Genomic DNA, 20,623 nt, shown 5'->3' with positions numbered 1-20,623 from the left:
ACATTATCTGTGAACCACAACAAAAACGCCCGGCTGTTTGAACAGTCGGGCGTTGATTGGCGCAATTATAGGTAAAACAGCCATACTACCGAAATAGTTTATGCATCGAAAAATAGACGCATAGTTTTTCGTATTATTACCACAGATGATGAATCCGCCCGAAAAAGGCCCGAAAGAGCCCAAAATTCGTTTATCCAGTCGTGTTATTTATGAAGTGACACTTCAATATATCGGCTCGTTGACCGCGCTACGTCAGCGTGATCCAACAGTCATTTTTTTCTCGAACCTTCGCAAAGCCGTAGATGCTATTACCGTTGAACTGGCCACAAATAACTGGCCGCCTAAGGTAAATTATACGGCGGTATATCGCGGGATTAAGCAGCGGGGATTTTACGGTTGTGATTTTGACGTAGCGGGTATGCGGGTATTCCGAATCAAAATCGTGCCCAGAATTCTGAACCCGGCCTTACCAAGATTAGGCATTGATGAGAATCCCGCGAAATAATGTAGATCACGTTTTTATCTTGTACTAGTTCTACTACTCAAATCCAATGAAACACGCTCTATTTCTTCTGTTACTACTCGGAAGCACAATCGTCTATAGCCAACCAATTACGGCAGATAGCGCCAATCCATCCAAACGGCCAGTTGTATTGGTAGATGGTAACTTAATTGACGTTGAAACGGGCAAAGTACGCGAAAACATAAGTCTCTTAATTGAAAATGAGACGATTAAGAAAATTGGCAAGAATTTAAAAGTACCCGATGGAGCAACCGTCATTAATGCCAAAGGAAAATGGCTGCTACCCGGCTTGATTGACAGTCATATCCACTTGTTTCAGTCCGGTAGCATTTATACCCGACCCGATGGCGTCAACCTGACGAAATACCGGCCCTATGAAACCGAGCGAAAATGGCTACGTGACAATTTGGGCGACTTATTGCGTCGGTATTTAGCTTGCGGCATCACGACCGTAATCGACATCGGCGGACCGCTTTACCAGTATCCTTATCGAGATCGCTTTAATAAAGACTACGCCAGCCCGCAGATTTTGATGACTGGGCCACTCATTTCGACCTATCAGCCCGAGGCATTTAAAGTTGATGATTCGCCCATACTCAAAGCTAACTCCCCCGAGGAAGCCCGCGAAATGGTTCGTCGGCAACTGGCCTACAAGCCTGACTTTATTAAGGTTTGGTTCATTATTCGGGGCATGGGCAAATCAGGGGAAGAACTGATTCCCGTTGTGCAGGCTGCCATCGATGAAACCCATAAAAACGGGCTTAAACTGGCGATACATACACAGGAATTGCTTGCGGCTAAACTAGGCGTGAAATACGGGGCCGACTTTCTGGTTCATAGCCCGGAAGACGGTATTATTGATGATGAACTCATTGGTTTGATGCAGAAAAACAAAGTAAGTTATGGCCCAACCATGATCGTCAACCGGGGAATAACGGGTTTCTTCGGCGACAGTCGAAAGCTGACTCCCTACGAATTTGCCAACGCCAACCCCTACGTACTTGGAACCCTCTTTGACTTCAAACACTTACCCGAACCGGAAGTCCGCAAACGATATACTGACTTACTCAGCAGCCCGGCCTATCAGGCGCGTTCGATTAAGCGGGATTCCATTAAGCAGATCAACCTAAAAAAAGTCTGGCATGCAGGTATCAACGTAGTGGCTGGAACGGACGCCGGTAATCCCGGCACCTTTCATGCTACGTCCTTCATAGATGAGTTGAAAGCCATGCAGGGGGCAGGTCTTTCAACAGCGGATCTATTAAAATCAGCGACGATCAATGGGTCAAAAATTTTTGGCAAGGAAAGTCAGTTTGGTAGCCTGACAGAGGGCAAGCTAGCCAATGTACTGGTTTTGAAGCAGAACCCACTGGACAATATTGACGCCTTGATAAACATTGAAACCGTCATCAATCGGGGGTATGTAACCACCCCAGCGAAGCTTATGCCTAACTCGCCCGAAAATCTGGCCCAGCAGCAACTCAATGGGTATAATGCCCGCAATATCGACACGTTTCTGGAGCCCTACGCAGAGGACGTAGAGGTTTACAACTTTCCGGATAATCTTCAGTATAAAGGCAAAGAAGCAATGCGCAAACGGTATAGCGGTATGTTTGACAAGACGCCACTTCTACACTGTGAGCTTGTCAATCGGATCGTGGTTGGCAGCACCGTGATCGATCACGAAAGCGTTACGTTCGCTTCAGATAAAGAGCCAGCAAAAGCCGTGGCGATTTATAAGGTTGAGGCTGGGAAGATCAAGAAAGTATACTTCACCAGGTGATACATTCACGGATCGGCTACTTGAGCCGATCCGTGCTATCAGTATTTTCTCAGTATGCCTTCAGGCTCAGATCCAGACTCTTGATCTGATGGGTCAGAGCACCCGATGAAATAAAATCGACACCGGTTTCGGCATAGGCCCGCAAGTTGGTTTCGTCTATGCCGCCCGAAGCTTCGGTTATAAAGCGGCCGTTAATGAGCCGCACCATATCCCGAATGCCATCGGGCAGGAAGTTGTCTAACAGAATAATATCCACCTGTCCTACACGTAGCACCTCTTCCACCTCAGCGCGGTTACGCGTCTCAATTTCGATACGTAGCGTCCGGCCGGTTTCTTTCAGATACGTAACAGCTTTGGTAATTGCCGCTTCAATGCCACCGGCATAATCTACGTGATTATCTTTAATCAGAATCTGGTCGTACAGTCCGAATCGGTGATTTACAGCACCACCGATTTTGGTGGCCATTTTTTCACAAATCCGAAAATTTGGCGTGGTTTTACGTGTGTCCAGCAATTTAGCCCGAGTACCTTCCAACAGATTGACTAGCTCCCGTGTATGCGTCGCGATGCCGCTCATGCGCTGCATACAGTTCAGCACCAGTCGCTCGGCGGTCAGGATGTTACGAGCGTTTCCGCTCACGGTCAGCACGACATCACCGGGGTTGATACGGGCTCCGTCGTGCATCAATACATCAACGACAAACGTCGGATCAACTTCGGCAAAAATTGCCTGAGCGACTTCAACACCGGCTAGAATACCAGCTTCTTTAACTAATAGTCGAGCCCGTTTCTGGGCATCGGCGGGAATGGTGGAGAGTGACGTATGGTCGCCATCACCGACATCTTCGGCTAAGGCTAACTGAATAAACTCATGTAGGTTCATAGAGCGAAAGTAGGAAATTTTTAGTGACGCTTCCGATTAGGATATGAAAGTCACTAAGGCAATTCAGGGTGGTTTGGGCGATTAGGGCAAAGGTAATTGCGGTTTCCCTGACAAACCGGGCAAGTGATACGTCGGCTGGTGATTTGGTAATCTGTAATATTATGACGAACAACTGGAAGGCGCTCTGTTGTTGTAACAGTTCCAACACCTGCACAATTCGGACAACGCACCGTTCCTATGCCACCGCAGGTAATACAGTTTAGTTTGGTAGAACCAAAGGGCTTCGCCAGTGCCGACGATTCGTCCACCACACCACTAATAGCCGGATTATTTATGGAGAGTCCGGTGATCAGATAACCGCCCACCGGGCCACCCAGCGCACCAGCCGCCACAGGAAGACTTTTGAAATTGACCTCTTCTAAACCTGGGCTTACCCGTTCGAAATACAGGGCTATTTGTATTGAGTCGACTCCAGCAGGTATTGTGATTGGTACATCCAGATCAAATTTACCGGCATTCACAATCCGAAAGGCCTGGCGAACATCCTGGCGATCGTATAAGTAAGTAGCGGAGCTTATAATAAATCGGGTTTGACCAGTATTCCTACGCACAAACGTGAATATGGTATTTTTCTCAGTATGTTTAACACTCAGTAACGTAATGGACTTATCCAGAAAGTTAGACCACTCGTAAGGAACTGGCCGAAGAGATCCATCATCGGTGGCAACCCGGTTAGCTTCCTGCCGGACAAAGAAGGCTATCTGATCGGGGGGCGACTGCTGTAAACCAATAGCTGAAGTACTTAACACGCTACCGTCTGCCATAGTAATACGTTCAATACTTGCCTTGGGAACTTCCTGAAGGGGTGCACGAAGGTTATCAAAACTTTTAATGAGCACCGTCTTCGTTTTGAAGAAGATGACACTCGCTTGCCCGGTATGGCCATTGGTGAAAACTATGGTGTACTGAGCTAGTACAGATGTCGATAAACTCAGCCAGCAAATCAAAAGCTTAAAGATCGTTTTCATAAGTAAAGACCTACTACGAAGTTGAGTTGGCAATGCGAAGACCTCAGTCAAAACATAACGAGACTGTAACCAGGTAAAGACTCACACCAATTGCTTTTAATCAAACTATAACCTGTTTTAATCCAACATAGTTACTTTACTTTTGTGGCCAGCCAGGCATAAAAGGCTGAAAACCGGGTCTATAAATTCCATTTGCATTCTATCAAAAATGATGCGAAATTTGTCATCCGCTAAGGAAACTTATGAAGCAAGCGCGTGTCATACAACGTCTTTCAAGCCTAATGCTGGCTACACTGCTCCTGTTCACGGCAGTGTGGGGCAACAGCAACGTAGCGCAGGAGAAAGCGTTAGTAGCAAAGAAGCTGGCGACAGAGCAGGCGAAATCGGGAAAAGCCATCGATCCGAATGCCAAAGATGCTCAACTTAGCGCGGCCCATTTCGAAGCGGTTGTAACGCCTGCGGTTCAACTGGGCGAATCAGGTCAGACAGCGTTTATGCTTCCTGCACCGACGCTTGTCATTTTACTGCTGCTGAGCGTTACCCTACTCCGGCATTTTACCCTCCCGCATTTCTATTTTTCTTACTTCAGGCATGTCTTCGGGCATCACATAGCCACCAATGCCCCTTAACGTAGCGCAGACGAATTCGCTCTGCCCAACGGTATTTTAGTTTTTCTCTCAATTTTTATTAATTCATTTCAGATGCCCGAACATCCATGTTCAGGCTACGTTCATGCAAAACAGAACCGGAATACTCATTCTGACGGGTGTATTGACAGTTATCTGTCTATACTTCCTGTCATTTACGTTCGTCTCAAGGAACTTCAAAAATGCCGCTGAGACCTACGCGACCAATAAGCAAGGTCAGGTTGACCGTAACAAGAAACAACATTACCTGGATTCACTCTGGAAAGAGCCCGTCTATCTGGGTAGCACATTACAGGAAGTAACCGAGCGCGAACTCGGTCTTGGACTTGATCTTCAGGGCGGTATGCACGTAGTGCTGGAAGTATCTCCTGTCGATATTCTGCGTAGTTTGTCGGGAAACAACCGCGATCCAAAATTCAATCAGGCGCTGAAACAGGCTTCTGAAGATCAGAAAACGAGCAACACGAGCTTTGTCGATCTGTTTGCCAGTGCGTTTAGCAAGATCGCTCCGGATACCAAGCTGGCAACCATATTTGCGACCAGTGCCAACCGTAGCAAAATCAACTTTCAATCGTCGGATACCGAAGTGCGGAAATTGCTGAACGATGAAGTGAACGGTGCTACGACCCGTGCCTTCCAGATCATTCAGGCGCGTGTCGATAAATTTGGGGTAGCCAATCCAAACATTCAGCGGTTGCCAGGGTCGGGCCGGATTCAAATTGAATTGCCGGGTGTCGATAACCCTGAGCGTATCCGTCGCCTGTTGACTGGTGCCGCTAAACTTGAATTTACGGAAGTGTATCGCCTGAACGAGCTGGCTCCTGCCATCGAAGGCATGGGCGCTTACTTGCTACGTGAAGAAGCCGCTCGCAAAGCTGCTTTAAAAACGACTACGCCAACGACTGGCTCAGCAACCAAAGGTACGTCTAGTCTGGAATCACAACTCGCTCAGGGTGCCAAGAAAGATTCGACTTCGAAAAGCGATACGGCTGCTGCCGCAGCACAAGGTACAGCGCTAACGCAATTGTTTATTCCTGTTGGCCAGGATCAGTTGGGAGTTTATCTGAAAGATACGGCCCGTGCTAATGCCGTTTTGAATGCGACCGAAGTTCGTAGCCTGTTCCCAACCGATGCCGTGTTTGCCTGGGATCGCAAGACGTTCAAAGCAACGGATGGCAAAGAAATTCTGCCGCTCTATTTCCTGAAAAAAGCCGGTGGTCGTGCGCCACTCGAAGGTGACGTGATCACGGATGCCGCTAATGACTACGATGACCGTGGCCGCCCGGAAGTAACGATGAACATGAACCCGGAAGGGGCCCGTAAATGGAAAAACCTGACAGCCGCCAACGTAGGTCGTCCGGTGGCTATTTTGCTGGATAATCTTGTTTACACAGCACCAAACGTGCAGAATGAGATTCCAAACGGTCGGTCGAGTATCTCGGGTAACTTCACGGTAGAAGAAACCAAAGATATGGCCAACGTATTGAAAGCGGGTAAACTGCCAGCTCCAACCAACATCGTTGAAGAAAGTGTTGTGGGTGCTACGTTGGGTTCAGAAGCCGTAAGTGCGGGTGTACTCTCCTCCATTATTGGTATTCTGCTGGTACTGGCCTTTGTGGTATTCTACTACAACCGGGCTGGTTTTATTGCTGACATTGCGCTGCTGGTTAACCTGTTTTTCCTGATGGGCGTTATGGCGTCGCTGGGTGCGGTATTGACCATGCCGGGTATTGCCGGTATCGTTCTCTCGATTGGTATGGCCGTTGATGCGAACGTACTGATTTTCGAACGTATCAAAGAAGAACTGGCGCTGGGTAAAGGATTTAAGCAAGCCGTTACCGATGGTTTCCAGAACGCCCTGTCTTCGATCATCGATTCGAACGTAACGACATTCCTAACGGGTATTGTTCTGTTTATCTTCGGAACAGGTCTGATTCTAGGCTTCGCCACAACGCTGATTATCGGTATTCTGACGTCGTTATTCGCAGCTATTTTCATCACGCGCATCCTGCTGGAGTATTATATCCGCAATGGCAAAACGCTGACTTTCAGCTCATCCTGGGCTAAAAATCTCTTTGCGGATTCTGACTTTGATTTCGTTTCGCGTCGGAAACTGTACTATACGGTTTCGTCGGTCATTATTGGATTGGGTATCATCTCCGCTATTTTCCGTGGATTTGGGCTGGGTGTTGACTTCAAAGGCGGTCGCTCGTACGTCATTCGCTTCGAGAAAGCCGTAAGTACTGAAGATGTTCGTAACTCGCTGGAAACCGTACTGGGTGGATCGCCCGAGGTGAAAACCTACGGTGGTACAGGAATTGGTGCCAATCAGGTGAAAGTAACGACACCTTATCTGGTTGACGACAATTCGCAGGGGGCTGACAAGAAAGCCGAAGCAACCGTTTATCAGGGATTAAGCAGCATTAAAGGCAATCCAGCCAAAATTGAGAGTTCCCAAAAAGTTGGCCCAACGATCGCTTATGATTTGCTGACATCTGCGTTATGGTCTATTCTGCTGGCGGTTGCGGTCGTGTTCGTCTACATACTCATCCGCTTCAAGAAGCTGGCCTTTGGGTATGGGGCTGTTGTAGCTATGTTCCACGATGTGCTTATCATTCTGGCTATCTTCTCAATCTTCAACGGATTCCTGCCTTTCTCGCTCGACGTTGACCAGGCCTTTGTAGGTGCCTTGCTAACGATCATGGGGTATTCCATGAACGACACCGTGGTTGTATTTGACCGGGTACGTGAATACCTGGCCGAAAACAAGGGCAAGAAAGAAAGCATTGCGTCGATCATTAATAACGCCCTGAATAGTACGTTGAGCCGCACGGCAGTAACTGGTTTCTCCACGATTCTGGTGTTGTTAGTCCTGTTCATTTTTGGGGGTGAAACCATCCGTGGGTTCTCGTTCGCGATGCTCATCGGTGTCGTTGTGGGTACGTATTCCTCCTTATTTGTAGCTACGCCAATCGTGGTTGACGCGCTGAGCCGCGACCAGGAGAAGGATGCCATTACACCGAGCATCGTAGCGGCAGAAAAGAAAACGGGCTTTGATGCCATTCCTGCCGATTTCACAAGTGCCGCTCCTGCCACGCCCGAAGAATTCACGGCGAAGAAGGAAAAGAAAGAGAAAAAGCCATTAATCCGGCCTTCGCAGTCTTAGTACATTAATTTCAGGAAAGCCGGGTAGTTCGAAAACTATCCGGCTTTTTCTGGTTCATGTCCCGGAATTTAGTATCTTTCCCAACGTTTTTACCTAAGAATATTTCCCCAAACGACGTAATCACCAAACTCCATTGCCCTTCATGGAAACCAAACTAAAACCTGTTGATACGAGTGTCTGGCGTAAGAAGCCCCTGGCGGCCTATGAAGCCGACATGAAAAAGAGTGAACTCAAACGTGTATTAACCCGCTGGTCGCTGACTTCGCTTGGCATTGGCGCTGTCATTGGCGGAGGGGTATTCGTGCTCACCGGCATAGCAGCGAATGAGTGGGCTGGACCTGCCTTGGCGCTGGCGTTTGTGATGGCGGGTGTAGCTTGCGCCTTTGCGGCTCTCTGCTACGCTGAGTTTGCCTCTATCCTACCTGTTGAAGGATCGGCTTACGCCTACTCGTACGGAACAGTAGGGGAGATTTTTGCCTGGCTCATCGGCTGGAATTTAATTCTGGAGTATATGATGGGGGCCACGACAGTAGCGGTAAGCTGGTCGGGCTATTTCGAGAAACTACTTCATTTATTGGGCATTAACCCTCCCATCTGGCTCATGAACGATCCCGTTACTGCACAGGAAAAAGCCGAAAAGCTTCGGGCAGCGGGTGAGGCCATTCCCGATTTCGCGTTCGCGGTTAACCTGCCAGCGTTCCTGATCGTATGGGGCGTTACATGGGTATTGGTAAAAGGTATCAAAGAAGCGGCAAGTACCAATAACGCCATCGTGATTTTGAAAGTGGCAACGGTCATTTTCGTTATTATCGCCGGTTCGTTCTTTGTTGATGTCGCTAACTGGACGCCTTTCATCCCCAATCCGGTTATTGATGCTGGTGGTCAGCAACATTATGGATTCAATGGGATTGTGACGGCGGCCGGCATTGTGTTTTTTGCTTATATCGGTTTCGACGCAGTTTCGACGCAGGCTGGTGAAGCGATCAATCCTAAGAAAGACGTACCATTTGCGATTATCGCATCGCTTATTATCTGTACGGTGCTTTACATTCTGGTATCGCTTGTGCTGACAGGTATGGTCAAATATGACGCACTGGATCTGAAAGCGCCTGTAGCACAGGCATTTGCCGACCAGGGCCTAACATGGGCTGTATATCTGATCACGATTGCTGCCATTGCCGGTCTCACCTCCGTGATGCTGGTGATGATGCTGGGTCAAACCCGGATTTTCCTGGGCATGGCGAAAGACGGTCTGCTGCCAAAAAATCTGTTCGCGTCTATTCACCCAACATTCAAAACACCTTGGAAAAGCACCATTCTGGTTGGGGCTATCGTTTCAACAGTGGCCGCGCTAACCCCTATCGATAAAGTGTCGGAATTATGTTCATCGGGTACCCTGCTGGCCTTTGCCATGATTTGCGGAGCCGTGTGGCTACTACGTGTTCGGGAGCCGAATCTGGAACGTCCTTACAGAACTCCCGCGCTGCCCGTTGTGGCTACGTTGGGTATCCTGGCAAACTTGTACCTGATGTACAACCTGCGGACAGACACCAAAATTTCGTTTCTGATCTGGTGTTCGCTAGGTCTCGTCGTTTACTTCCTGTACAGCCGGAGACACAGTCACTTGAATAATCCTCCTGAATAATTTTAGATTAGAAAACTATATAGAAACGGCTCCCGGCAACTGTCAGGAGCCGTTTTCATTAATATATAGACTAAACATCTCAATTATGAAGTGTAGTTTTGCCTGCTAATGAGTGCACAGGAGCTGTTTGGGTATGCATCTGCCATTGTTGTAGGCTTGGTTATCGGATTAGCCGGGGGCGGAGGTTCGATTCTAACCGTGCCGATTTTTATCTATATTTTCCATATACCCACCGTATTAGCCACAACCTATTCGTTGTTTGTAGTAGGATCAACTTCACTGGTTGGCTCAATTAATCACATCCTAAGAAAACGGGTTGACCTAACCGTAACAGCTGTCTTCGCGCTACCGTCCTTCATATCCGTCTATTTAAGTCGGCGGTTTCTGGTCCCTGCCCTACCTGACCCAATTTTTCAGTTTGAACAGTTTGTGCTTCCGAAAAGCAACGCGATTCTCTATTTTTTTGCTATTGTGATGATTATCGCGGCTCGTGCTATGATTCGCAGTGACCGACCAGAAGAAGGAGAAGCCTCAGACGGACGACCGCGCTACGGCTCACTCGCGCTCGACGGACTGGCAGTGGGATTGCTTACGGGCACTATTGGCGCGGGTGGTGGCTTCCTGATCGTTCCGATGTTGGTACTCATGGCGGGCCTTCCCATACAACGGGCCGTTGCTACGTCAGTATTAATTATTGCGGTTAATTCGTTCGTTGGCTTTCTGGGCGACATTCAACATACCGATCTGAACTGGAATTTTATACTACCTTTTACGGGTTTATCCATCGCAGGCATTTTCATCGGTATGTACTTAGCCCGCTTTGTCGCCCCCGACCGCCTGAAAAAAGGATTTGGCTGGTTTGTGCTGGTGGTGGCTAGTTACATGATTTTGCGGGAATTGCTGTAACGCGGACATCCTGTCCATACCAATACGACCAAAAAGAGCGGGCAAGATGTCCGCATTACGTATGACAATCGAACAACTATATACGGGCTGTCTTGCTCAGGGAGCTTATTATATTGAAAGCAATGGCGAAGCGGCTATTATTGACCCACTTCGTGAAACCGCGCCTTATACCAGAAAGACCGATAAAGCTGGTGCGAAAATCAAGTACGTTTTCGAAACCCACTTTCACGCCGATTTCGTGTCAGGACATGTGGATTTAGCCAGAAAAACAGGCGCTACTATTGTCTACGGTCCAAAAGCCAACACGAGCTATGACGCTTATCATGCCAAAGATGGTGAAATATTCGCCTTAGGTAACGTAACGATTAAGGTCCTGCATACCCCCGGCCACACTCTCGAATCCACTACGTACCTACTTATCGATGAAACAGGGAAAGAGCGGGCGATTTTCACGGGTGATACGTTATTCATTGGCGACGTAGGCCGGCCAGATCTAGCCATCAAAGGTGATTTGACCGAACATGATTTGGCTGGCATGCTCTACGACAGCCTGCAGGCGAAAATCATGCCCCTGCCCGACGATGTTATCGTTTATCCAGCTCACGGGGCAGGTTCAGCCTGTGGTAAGAACATGAGTAAGGAAACGACCGATACGCTCGGCAATCAGAAACGATTTAATTATGCGTTACGGGCTAAATCGAGAGACGAGTTTATCGAGAAAGTGCTCGACGGGCTGACGGCAGCACCCGCTTATTTTGCTGAAAATGCCCGACTCAACAAAGAAGGGTACGAACCTATTGACCGGGTTATGCAACGAGGAAGCCAGGCGCTTTCGCCCGATGCGTTTGAAACGGCTGTAAATGAAACCAACGCATTAATTCTGGACGTTCGGGATGCAGCTGATTTTGCTGAAGGATTTATACCAAATGCCATCAATATTGGCTTGAATGGGCAATTTGCTCCCTGGGTCGGTGCCCTGATTCCTGAGTTAACACAACCGATTGCCCTTATTACGCCCGCTGGTCAGGAGACAGAAACCGTTCTGCGACTGGCCCGCGTTGGTTACGACAATTGCATTGGTTTTCTAGATGGAGGCTTTTCGGCCTGGGGGCAAGCAGGCAAAGAAGTCGATACAATTGAGAGCATTTCGGCGGAAGAATTTGCGAAACGCTGGCAACAGAACCCAACTATTCCTATTGTTGATGTACGAAAGCCCACTGAATTTGTGGGGGAGCATGTTGAGGGAGCCGAAAATTTATCCCTGGACAATCTCAACGATCACATGGCAGAAATTAGCCGCACAGAACCCGTGTATGTACACTGCGCTGGTGGTTACCGCTCTATGGTTGCCAATTCCATCTTAAAAGCGCGGGGATTTGATAACGTAGTGAACGTAGATGGCGGCATGGCCGCTATCAAAAAAACGAGTGTTCTTGTTGAGTCATCCGTTAAGAGTCATTAGGCCTTTTTATAAAATAGGTCAGTCGAGAATCAATAGCCGTTAGGGATGAACCACTGGCAACTATTAACTCTCGACTAACCACTCTATTTTTACTGCTTCTTCTCCGGCATGAGCACCAGCCGGATTAAGTTCGAACCAAGATATTGATTGGCTGCTGCTTTCGTGCTGTCAACGGTTACTTTGGCCAATTGCTCGCTCTCGTGCAAAACTTCGTCCGGCGCGTCGCCGTTATAATACTGGTTTTGCAGATAGCCCAGCCAGAACTGGTTGTCTTTCAACTGAACTTCGGTTTCGCGTTTGGTTTCCGCTTTAAATTTGGCAATGTCGGCGGGCAATGCCCCTTTCTGTTTCAGATCATTGATTAACTCCTGCGTTTTGGCGATGAGCTTTTCGACGTTTTCGGGCGCACAACCGAAATTGATGCGGAACGTGTAGCGCGACACCGGATACTTTGAGTAGGCAGCACTGGCGCCAACGCCATAGACGCCACTTTCTTCTTCCCGAAGCTTTTCAATCAGTTTGATTTCGAGCACTTCGGCCAGCGCATCTAACTGCGTAGTGGTTTCGGGCGACCAGATCAAATCACCGCTGTAAACCAGTTGCACGGACGCCTTTGGGTCAACTCCCCGATAGACCGTTTTACTAATTTGGCCAGATGGAATCCGAATTCCGAGATCCTTGAATTTCTCTTTCTTATCCGTCGCGGGTAAACCACCGAGGTATTTCTCTACCAGTGGTTTTAGTTGATCTTCCTTGAAATTACCGACAAAATAGAAGGTAAAATCCCCGGCATTGGCGAAGCGTTCCTGATAGATATTCAGGGCCCGGTCGAGATCAATTTTGGCCAGATCATCGGGTTTGAGCGGTTGCCGACGGGGATTGTTGTTTCCAAGCGTTACCGTCACCGTGTCCTGGAAAACGCCCTGTGGCGTAGGCGTATTGATCCGGTTTTGTAAGGCACTCCGCTGATTCGACAGGAAGCCTTTTACTACGTCAGGGTCTTTGCGCGGCTGTGTGAAATAGCTGTAGAGTAGTTGGAGCGCCGTTTCCAGGTCTTTTGGAGCCGCGCTACCGTTGATGCCCTCACTTAGCTCACCCACAAATGGGAACACACTTACCTGCTTACCCGACAAAAATTTACCCAACTGAATCTGGTTGTACTCACCCGTACCACCCATCGCTGTCAGGGTAGACGAGAACCGGGCCGACTGAAAATCAGTAAGGTCGTACAGTGACGTACCGCCAAAACTGCTCGCCGAAAACAGAATCTGATCGTTTTTAAACGTAGTGGGTTTCAGCACAACCCGAACGCCATTTTTCAGTGTCCATTCCGTTACCCCAATATCTTTGATTTGCTTCTCATCCACCACCGGCGAACCTGTGGGCTGTTTAGCGAGCAACGGACTGTCGATCGTTTTATCTTCGTAAGCTGTCAGGCCTTTGCCTGCGTCATCCACGTAGCTAAGAATTTGCGGAACGGTCGGAAGTTTGGCTTTGTCTTTTTCAGGTGCCATCACAATAACGGCCCGGTTGTCATTGTGAATAAATTGATCGACCAGCTCATTTACTTCTGCGAGTTTGATGCCATCTTGTTCCTTCTTCAGGAAATTATAATAGAACTCGATGCTCGTGTAAGGCGATTTGTCCGTAAAATTCTGAACGTATTCGTTCACAAAATTGGCCGATCGGGTTTTGTCGCGTTCGCTGTAAGCCTGCTCTACGTTCGTCAGAAATTCCTGTTTGGCACGGGCCAACTCAGTGGGCGTAAAGCCGAACTGTTTCACGCGGGCGTTCTCATTGAGCACCGCCCGAATGGCCCGTTCTACGTTCCCTTCCTTGGCGACGGCAATAGACGTAAAGGCGTCAAGATTGCCCAGAAAATCGCTGTAGTTACTATACCCACCCAAAAACGGCGGATCGGCCTGTTGGGTCAACTCCTGAATCCGGTTGCCTAGCATGGTGTTGAACAGGCCACGCTTAATGCTCTCGCGTAAGTCATTCAGCGTTTTTTCCTTGATTTCCGGACGCTTGTAAATGACCTGCACCACCGTATTCGGTTGTTCAGGATCGGTTACGATAACAACTTTGGTGTCCTTATGGGCTGGAATCTCGTATTCAGTACGTGGTTTTGGGGTTTTTACGGCTGGAATTCGGCCAAACTTCTCCCGGATGATACCCTCCACCTGTTTCATATCGAAATCACCAACGGCAACAACGGCCATCAGATCAGGACGATACCAATCTTTATAGAACTGACGTAACGTTTCGGGTTTGAACGTAGTGAGTACCTGCTCGGTGCCGATTGGCAATCGTTTCGAATACTGCGAATTGTTCAGCAACAACGGAAAATACTGATCCCGCATCCGCTGGCCAGCGCCACGACCAAGCCGCCGTTCTTCCAGTATAACACCCCGTTCTTTATCCACTTCGGTTGGTTCGATGGTTGCATTATGCGCCCAGTCTTCCAGAATCTGGAACGCCTTAACAAACACATCGGCCGAATCCGTCGGAACGGGCAATTGATAAACCGTTTCGTCGAAACTCGTATAGGCATTCAAATCGGCGCCAAAGCGTACCCCCGCCGATTGCAGAAAATTAACCAGTTCGTTTTTCGGAAAATTCTTGGTGCCATTGAACTCCATATGCTCCATGAAGTGCGCCAGTCCCTGCTGATTGTCGGTTTCCAGCACCGATCCGGCCCGGATGACCAGTCGGAGTTCAGCGCGATTTTTCGGCTCGGTATTTTTACGAATGTAGTACGTCAGACCATTCGGGAGCTTACCAACCTTAACGTCGGGATCGAGTGGAATGGGGCTATTCAGGTTTAACGTAGCTGATGATTTGGCTTTGGGCGCGGGTTGCGCAACTACCAACGTAGCGCTGAGCAACAGGCTCAGGCATAAAGAAAAACGTACCATTCGGTCGTTTGAATTAGTTATGGTTCTTGTATCAGAAATATAGATCAATAACGCTGGACAATGGCGAATCGTTTATCGATTCAAGACTAACAAAATAGCCACCAGTATCGACGCCAGCACCGAGAACCAGCAGATTACAAGGACCCACTTTACCGGGATTTCCCGAATGGGCGCGCGAAGCGTCGTTATTTCTTCGTCGGTAGCGACTTCACCATAATAATTTCGACTGCAGAAATCATTCCAATCCGCGTAGTCAGCATAGCAGGCAAGCGAATCCAGTACGGATTGTGAGGGAATGGAAGAAGACGTCCAGAATAACTGTAAATCACGAGCGTCTACGTGCCGATTGGTATAGGTAAACACGAGTTCACTCAAGTGCGCAAAATCGCGCGAACGCCAGTGGGACGATTGTTCCCAATGCAGAATGCGTTCGACTTGCTGCTTAAGGTCGTTGGTATGACGAGTCACACCTTAATAATAGAAATTTTCCGGCAAATATCTCTCTTATGCCAACACGTCACGCCAGCACTTTAAGAGACATTTAATTTATAAGCTCTACCTGTATCTCCCGCATATCCGCTTTGGGGGCGTCGCAGGTTGAGCAAGTATACGTAGCGGGTAAGTCATAGAAGGGTGTACCGGCAGGAATACAGTTCCGAAGATCACCGTATTGCTCGTCATAAACCGTAAAGCAATGTGGACATTGATGCACCGTCGTAATTCCAGCAGAAATGGGCTCCGGCTTTTCTACCTCTGGGGGATTTACGTCTACGCTTTCCTTCGCACGCCGAGTGCTGAACTGGCGGCACAACCGATTGATCTGATTCGGTACATGCAACTTAAAAAGGCCCTTTTCAAACAAATGATATGCCCGGCTATTGGGGTTGAAATCCTCGGTAAAATACAGATCGTAAACACTAACCAGCGCTAATTGGCCGATACGTAGCAGTGATCGTTTTCGAATCAATATTGAGCCAAAAACTTCCGATTTAGGTCGTGTTTGTACCCCAAAACATAAACCAAACGTGCGTGTATCATTTTTTTCAAAATACCGCAGTACGTAATTTTTCAGCTGCGTTCCATCGGACGTATTGTCTTCTGTTTGCCAGGCTAATTCGTTGGCGGCATGGCGAACGTTGACGTTATGTTTTCCCAGAATATAGGACCAGGTAGCCCGATCTTTTTCTTCAATTCCTTTGATAATAAGCGACTTCCAGGGCGTCGTACACAACTCGCCGATACGTGTCTTCAGGCATAACGCACAGACTTCCAGCAAAAATGCAATCGAAAACTGTTCATCCCGGCGGTAAAGCCCCAACCATGAACGCTGTCCGTAGCGGTTAAATCCTTCATAGTAGGGCAGCGAAAATTCCGGCAACTCAACCTCCTGAGTAGATGGTTGTGTAATGAACGTTTGCCCCGACGTAACAGCTTTATGGATTGTATCTTCATCGTGGTAACCCTGATCCAGCATTGCCTCTTCTACGGCTTTGGCGAGTCGGCCAAGGTCGTTTGTATAAATCAGCTCCGGCCAGTGAAACAACGTATTGCTCTGTTTCGGGCGAACATACAGATGCCAGAAATGAGGATCTGGAGAGGCAATAAAATTAAGATTACCCGTAAAAAATGGCGTAAAACTCTGGTTAAAATCCGACAGGTTTACCTTCAATCGAGGCTGATAATCAAACTGATCCAGTACGGTATGGTATTCACTCTCGCGTAGCCACGCTCCCGTACGAAACACCTCCTCACCACAGTACGAACTGATGATATTCGGGTATTGCTCCGTATTAACTTCGTAGCTAATCAGCTGTTGCTTCAGATCTTTTTCCAGAAACCGCATGTCTTCGTAATGTACAGTCATTAGCAACTGCTGACGTGCCCCAAATCGTACAGTCCGCACTTTAGCGTCGTAGGCCAGTTTTAACACCGTTTGCAGCGTACCGGGCGACACAATCCCGGCGGGCAGGTTGACTTTTACGTTATAGTAGTCGCGCATGGTATGAAATGATGAATGATGAATGATGAATGATGAATGATGAATGATGAATGATTGTGCAAAAAATAATTTATCATTCATCATTCATCATTACCAATGACATTCTCTCCAAAATACTCCGTACTTCCGGTCGGCAGGAGCCACAGCCGGTTCCGGCGCCAGTTTTCTGGCACAGTTGCTGAAAATCAGTACAACCGGCCTGGATCGCACGTTCCAGATTCCCCTGTCCAACCGTGTTGCAGGAACAAACGAGTTTGCCCTCTACAGGATTAACTTTTTTATTGGCCCGCAAGAGCCCAAGTCGTTTGTCAGACAGTTCAATACCGTTTGCAATTAGATTGCGGAAGTCGGCAAATTCATTTTTATCACCAATCAATATCGCCCCCACCAGTTTGTCGCCGTGAACGATGCACTTCTTGTAGTAGCGTTTCGCTTTGTCAATAAAGATAATTTCCTCGTAGCTGGCATTATTCGGCGGTACTTCGGCGATGCCGATGCTGCACAGATGTAAGCCTTCCATTTTCAGAATATTCATCGACAGGCTTCCACGGTAGGGTTGTGAAATATCACCGCCCAAAAAGCGAGCAGCTGTTTCGGCTTGTTGCTCAGCCGCCAACGTAACGCCCCACATCTGACCATTCCATTGGGCCACTTCGCCAGCCGCAAAAATGTCTGGATCAGAGGTTTGCAGGTAATCATTCACAACCACGCCCCGGTTGCAGGTAAGGCCGGCCGTACGTGCCAGTTCGATATTGGGTTCCGTCCCGATAGCCATCACGACCACCTGACAGGGAAGTTTTCGACCCGATTTTAACGTGACGCTTTCGAGTCGGGTGGTTCCGGCAAACGTCTGGACTTCTTCGTTGAAATACACATCAATACCCCGATCCAGCAGTTCCAGATAAAGCAACTCACTGGCAAGTGGGTCAAGCTGACGCTCCATAAATCGCCCCGACCGATGAATCAACGCCACACGAACGCCAATCTGACGTAGCGAAGCCGCCAATTCCAGACCCAGCAAGCCACCACCAACTACCACAGCCTGTGGGGTTTCGACATCAAGAAACGGCTTCAATGCATCGGCATCCAACCGGGAGCGCATATTGAAAATCCCTGGCAGTCGCGGTACGCCTTTGGGCATAAAGGCCCGGCTTCCGGTACCAATTAGAATCTTGTCGTATTGATGTTCTAGGCCATTGCTGTCCGTTACGACCTTCGCTTTTCGGTCGATATGCGCAATGCCTACGCCTTTGTGAACAATGATGTTGGCCTCGTCAAACTGATCTTCACGCAATTTGACCAGCTGCTCCCATGTCTGCTCGCCACTGATGTAATCGGGCAGCAAAACCCGGTTGTAGAACGGGTATATTTCTTTCGAAAAGACGTGAATTTCTTCGTCACTATTTAGCGAGCGATACGTGTTAATGAAGCCTAAACCCGCCGAACCAGCGCCGATAATGATTATTTTCTCAATGGGTTTCCGATACAGAACAACCTCAACCGCCGAGAACTTAAAATCGGGCTCTTTGGAACGCGGGTCAACGAGCGAATTCGTCAGGTTGTTCGCCCGATTCAGATTACTATTCCCCGGAGCGCCGGCTGAGACCTTGCCCCAATGCATCGGCAGGAAACAGAGCCCCGGTCGTACGTCGTCGGTTAGTTGCGCTTTCACCCGTACCTCGCCCCGGCGACCGCGCACTTCCACTAACTGCCCTTCCTGAATATGGCGGGCTTTGGCATCATCGGGATGAATTTGCAGGAACGGTTGCGGAATGTGCTGATTCAGTTTGGCAACCCGGCCCGTTTTGGTCATGGTGTGCCACTGGTCACGGATACGACCGGTGGTTAAGACGAGCGGAAAGGCCTCATCAACCGGTTCGGATGTATTTTCGTCAGGCACCGCGTGAATCTGCGCCCGTTGATTCGGTGTATAAAATTTATGGTCGGTAAATAATCGCTTCGTACCAACACCTGACAGACCCTCTGCTCCGCGCCCTTTTCCCTCTGCCGGATAAGGCCACTGGATAGTACGTTTTTTCTTCAGTAACTCATAACTCACGCCCGTTACGTCGACGTTGGTTCCAGCGGTAATTCGGGTGTATTCCTGATAAACTTCCGATGCGTTAGCGTAATCAAAATCGCCCCCAAAGCCCATTTTCTGCGCGAAACGCCAGATGATTTCGGCATCGGGGAGTGCTTCGCCGGGAGCAGCAAGCACTTTCGGCAAATAGGCAATCCGACGCTCGGCGTTGGTCATAGTACCTTCTTTTTCGAGCCAGGCCGCAGCCGGAAGCACTACGTCGGCAAACTGCACCGTATCAGCCCGACTCGATACGTCCTGGACGACGACGAAACGCGCATTTTTCAATGCTTTTTCGGCAACATTCAAATCTGGCATACTCACCAACGGATTTGTATTAATAATCCAGATGGCTTTCAGCGAAGCGTCGCCCGATCGATCGTCGGCCAGAGCCTCGAACATTTCGGTAGCAGTCAGGCCAGGTTTGGAAGCAATTTTGACCGGGCTGTTCCAGAACGCTTCAACTTCGGCACGATGGGCGGCATTCGTTACGTCGCGATGGGCGGGCAATACGTTCGCCAGCCCACCCGTTTCGCGGCCACCCATTGCGTTCGGTTGACCAGTGAGTGAAAAAGGGCCGTTGCCGGGTTTGCCGATACGTCCGGTAATCAGGTGAAGGTTAATCAGCGACAGGTTTTTGTTCACGCCAATCACCGACTGGTTCAGACCCATCGTCCAGAGTGACAGAAACCCTTTCGAACGGCCAATCCATTCAGCGGCTGTGCGAATATCGCTTGCAGGAACGCCACATATTTCGGCTGCTTCCTTAACCGAACGGATCGTCACCTGTTCCCGATAGGCCGAAAAACCGTCTGCATGATTTGTTATAAAGTCGATATCAATGTCGCCGTTCTCAATTAGCAGTCTCCCGATAGCGTTGTTCAGCACAATGTCGGTGCCGGGACGCAGCGGTAAATGCAAGTCTGAGGAGCGGGCGGTGTCGGTCTTCCGAGGGTCAATACAAATGATTTTGACATCCGGATTGGCGGCTTTGTGCGCTTCGATCCGTCGCCAGAGAATCGGGTGGCACCAGGCCGGATTCGCCCCTTCCACAAAAAACAGATCGGCTTCTTCGATATCGTCGTAACAAACCGGTACCGAGTCTTCGCCCAGCGCGAGCTTGTAGCCAACCACCGCCGAACTCATGCAGAGCCGGGAGTTGGTATCGATATTGTTTGAGCCGATAAACCCTTTGATGAGCTTATTGACCAGATAATATTCTTCGGTCAGGCACTGCCCCGATACGTAAAACGCGACGGAATCTGGGCCATATTTCTGAATAAATGTTTTAAAAACAGCCGCCGTACGCTCCAGAGCCGCATCCCAGCTCACCCGTTGCATTGGCATCGACCGATTGAGCCGCATCTGTGGATACAGCAACCGATCGGACTGATCCATGACCGTATAGTGCAAATTCATGCCCTTTGAGCAAAGCATGCCCTTGCTCGAAGGGTGTTGTGCATCTCCTTCCAGGCTCAATTGCCCATTCCGCTCCTGTTTGACTACGATTCCACAGCCAACGCCACAATAACAACAGGTAGTTTGGTGAGTCACGTTTTTGAATGATAAACTATGAATGATAG

The 20,623-nt window shown here is 48.9% G+C and carries 13 protein-coding genes; 7 read left to right on the top strand and 6 right to left on the bottom strand.

The window, feature by feature from the left end; translation table 11 throughout:
• Nucleotides 1-145: 145 nt before the first annotated feature.
• On the top strand, nucleotides 146-505 hold the full coding sequence (locus BM202_RS09635; RefSeq protein ID WP_093825404.1) for a hypothetical protein: 360 nt from the start codon (nucleotides 146-148) through the stop codon (nucleotides 503-505).
• A 46-nt stretch (nucleotides 506-551) separates the two neighbouring features.
• The gene (locus BM202_RS09630; RefSeq protein WP_093825402.1) at nucleotides 552-2,306 is read left to right on the top strand and encodes an amidohydrolase family protein; all 1,755 of its coding nucleotides are present in this window, start codon (nucleotides 552-554) and stop codon (nucleotides 2,304-2,306) included.
• Nucleotides 2,307-2,355: 49 nt separating this feature from the next.
• Here BM202_RS09630 and nadC read toward each other — a convergent pair whose 3' ends face one another.
• On the bottom strand, nucleotides 2,356-3,189 hold the full coding sequence (gene nadC, locus BM202_RS09625) for a carboxylating nicotinate-nucleotide diphosphorylase (protein WP_093825399.1): 834 nt from the start codon (nucleotides 3,187-3,189) through the stop codon (nucleotides 2,356-2,358).
• A 53-nt stretch (nucleotides 3,190-3,242) separates the two neighbouring features.
• Entirely contained in the window at nucleotides 3,243-4,217 is a 975-nt protein-coding gene (locus BM202_RS09620; protein WP_093825397.1) for a DnaJ-like cysteine-rich domain-containing protein, read from the bottom strand.
• 281 nt (nucleotides 4,218-4,498) lie between these two features.
• On the opposite strand from BM202_RS09620, the gene BM202_RS09615 reads away from it, so the two are divergent.
• The 5 genes from BM202_RS09615 to BM202_RS09595 all read left to right on the top strand — a co-directional run bounded on the left by BM202_RS09615 (nucleotide 4,499) and on the right by BM202_RS09595 (nucleotide 12,043).
• Nucleotides 4,499-4,846, top strand: coding sequence for a hypothetical protein (locus tag BM202_RS09615; RefSeq protein ID WP_093825395.1), 348 nt, complete (start codon nucleotides 4,499-4,501; stop codon nucleotides 4,844-4,846).
• Nucleotides 4,847-4,949: 103 nt separating this feature from the next.
• Nucleotides 4,950-8,030: a protein translocase subunit SecDF gene (gene secDF / locus BM202_RS09610; protein ID WP_093825393.1), complete on the top strand. Its 3,081-nt coding sequence runs from the start codon at nucleotides 4,950-4,952 to the stop codon at nucleotides 8,028-8,030.
• A 142-nt stretch (nucleotides 8,031-8,172) separates the two neighbouring features.
• Nucleotides 8,173-9,675 carry an APC family permease gene (locus tag BM202_RS09605; RefSeq protein ID WP_093825391.1) on the top strand — a complete coding sequence of 501 codons (1,503 nt, stop codon included), beginning with the start codon at nucleotides 8,173-8,175 and terminating at the stop codon, nucleotides 9,673-9,675.
• Nucleotides 9,676-9,783: 108 nt separating this feature from the next.
• On the top strand, nucleotides 9,784-10,581 hold the full coding sequence (locus BM202_RS09600) for a sulfite exporter TauE/SafE family protein (RefSeq protein WP_093825389.1): 798 nt from the start codon (nucleotides 9,784-9,786) through the stop codon (nucleotides 10,579-10,581).
• A 61-nt stretch (nucleotides 10,582-10,642) separates the two neighbouring features.
• A complete protein-coding gene (locus BM202_RS09595) occupies nucleotides 10,643-12,043 on the top strand; it encodes an MBL fold metallo-hydrolase (RefSeq protein ID WP_093825387.1) in 1,401 nt (466 codons plus the stop codon).
• Nucleotides 12,044-12,132: 89 nt separating this feature from the next.
• Here BM202_RS09595 and BM202_RS09590 read toward each other — a convergent pair whose 3' ends face one another.
• From BM202_RS09590 to BM202_RS09575, 4 genes are all read right to left on the bottom strand, one after another.
• On the bottom strand, nucleotides 12,133-14,961 hold the full coding sequence (locus BM202_RS09590) for a M16 family metallopeptidase (RefSeq protein WP_093825385.1): 2,829 nt from the start codon (nucleotides 14,959-14,961) through the stop codon (nucleotides 12,133-12,135).
• A gap of 72 nt (nucleotides 14,962-15,033) precedes the next feature.
• Nucleotides 15,034-15,429: a hypothetical protein gene (locus tag BM202_RS09585; protein WP_093825384.1), complete on the bottom strand. Its 396-nt coding sequence runs from the start codon at nucleotides 15,427-15,429 to the stop codon at nucleotides 15,034-15,036.
• A gap of 73 nt (nucleotides 15,430-15,502) precedes the next feature.
• On the bottom strand, nucleotides 15,503-16,960 hold the full coding sequence (locus BM202_RS09580) for a rubredoxin domain-containing protein (RefSeq protein WP_093826235.1): 1,458 nt from the start codon (nucleotides 16,958-16,960) through the stop codon (nucleotides 15,503-15,505).
• 73 nt (nucleotides 16,961-17,033) lie between these two features.
• Nucleotides 17,034-20,594 carry a nitrate reductase gene (locus BM202_RS09575; protein WP_093825382.1) on the bottom strand — a complete coding sequence of 1,187 codons (3,561 nt, stop codon included), beginning with the start codon at nucleotides 20,592-20,594 and terminating at the stop codon, nucleotides 17,034-17,036.
• Between the last annotated feature and the right edge of the window lie 29 nt (nucleotides 20,595-20,623).

It is taken from the genome of Spirosoma endophyticum (assembly GCF_900112365.1).
GTDB lineage: Bacteria > Bacteroidota > Bacteroidia > Cytophagales > Spirosomataceae > Spirosoma > Spirosoma endophyticum.
This window is presented reverse-complemented; position numbering and strand designations above follow the sequence as displayed.

Bases quoted from the DNA above. Each gene is read 5' to 3' on its own strand.
- BM202_RS09635 (WP_093825404.1), top strand. From the start codon at position 146: ATGATGAATCCGCCCGAAAAAGGCCCGAAAGAGCCCAAAATTCGTTTA.
- BM202_RS09630 (WP_093825402.1), top strand. From the start codon at position 552: ATGAAACACGCTCTATTTCTTCTGTTACTACTCGGAAGCACAATCGTC.
- nadC (WP_093825399.1), bottom strand. From the start codon at position 3,189: ATGAACCTACATGAGTTTATTCAGTTAGCCTTAGCCGAAGATGTCGGT.
- BM202_RS09620 (WP_093825397.1), bottom strand. From the start codon at position 4,217: ATGAAAACGATCTTTAAGCTTTTGATTTGCTGGCTGAGTTTATCGACA.
- BM202_RS09615 (WP_093825395.1), top strand. From the start codon at position 4,499: ATGCTGGCTACACTGCTCCTGTTCACGGCAGTGTGGGGCAACAGCAAC.
- secDF (WP_093825393.1), top strand. From the start codon at position 4,950: ATGCAAAACAGAACCGGAATACTCATTCTGACGGGTGTATTGACAGTT.
- BM202_RS09605 (WP_093825391.1), top strand. From the start codon at position 8,173: ATGGAAACCAAACTAAAACCTGTTGATACGAGTGTCTGGCGTAAGAAG.
- BM202_RS09600 (WP_093825389.1), top strand. From the start codon at position 9,784: ATGAGTGCACAGGAGCTGTTTGGGTATGCATCTGCCATTGTTGTAGGC.
- BM202_RS09595 (WP_093825387.1), top strand. From the start codon at position 10,643: ATGACAATCGAACAACTATATACGGGCTGTCTTGCTCAGGGAGCTTAT.
- BM202_RS09590 (WP_093825385.1), bottom strand. From the start codon at position 14,961: ATGGTACGTTTTTCTTTATGCCTGAGCCTGTTGCTCAGCGCTACGTTG.
- BM202_RS09580 (WP_093826235.1), bottom strand. From the start codon at position 16,960: ATGCGCGACTACTATAACGTAAAAGTCAACCTGCCCGCCGGGATTGTG.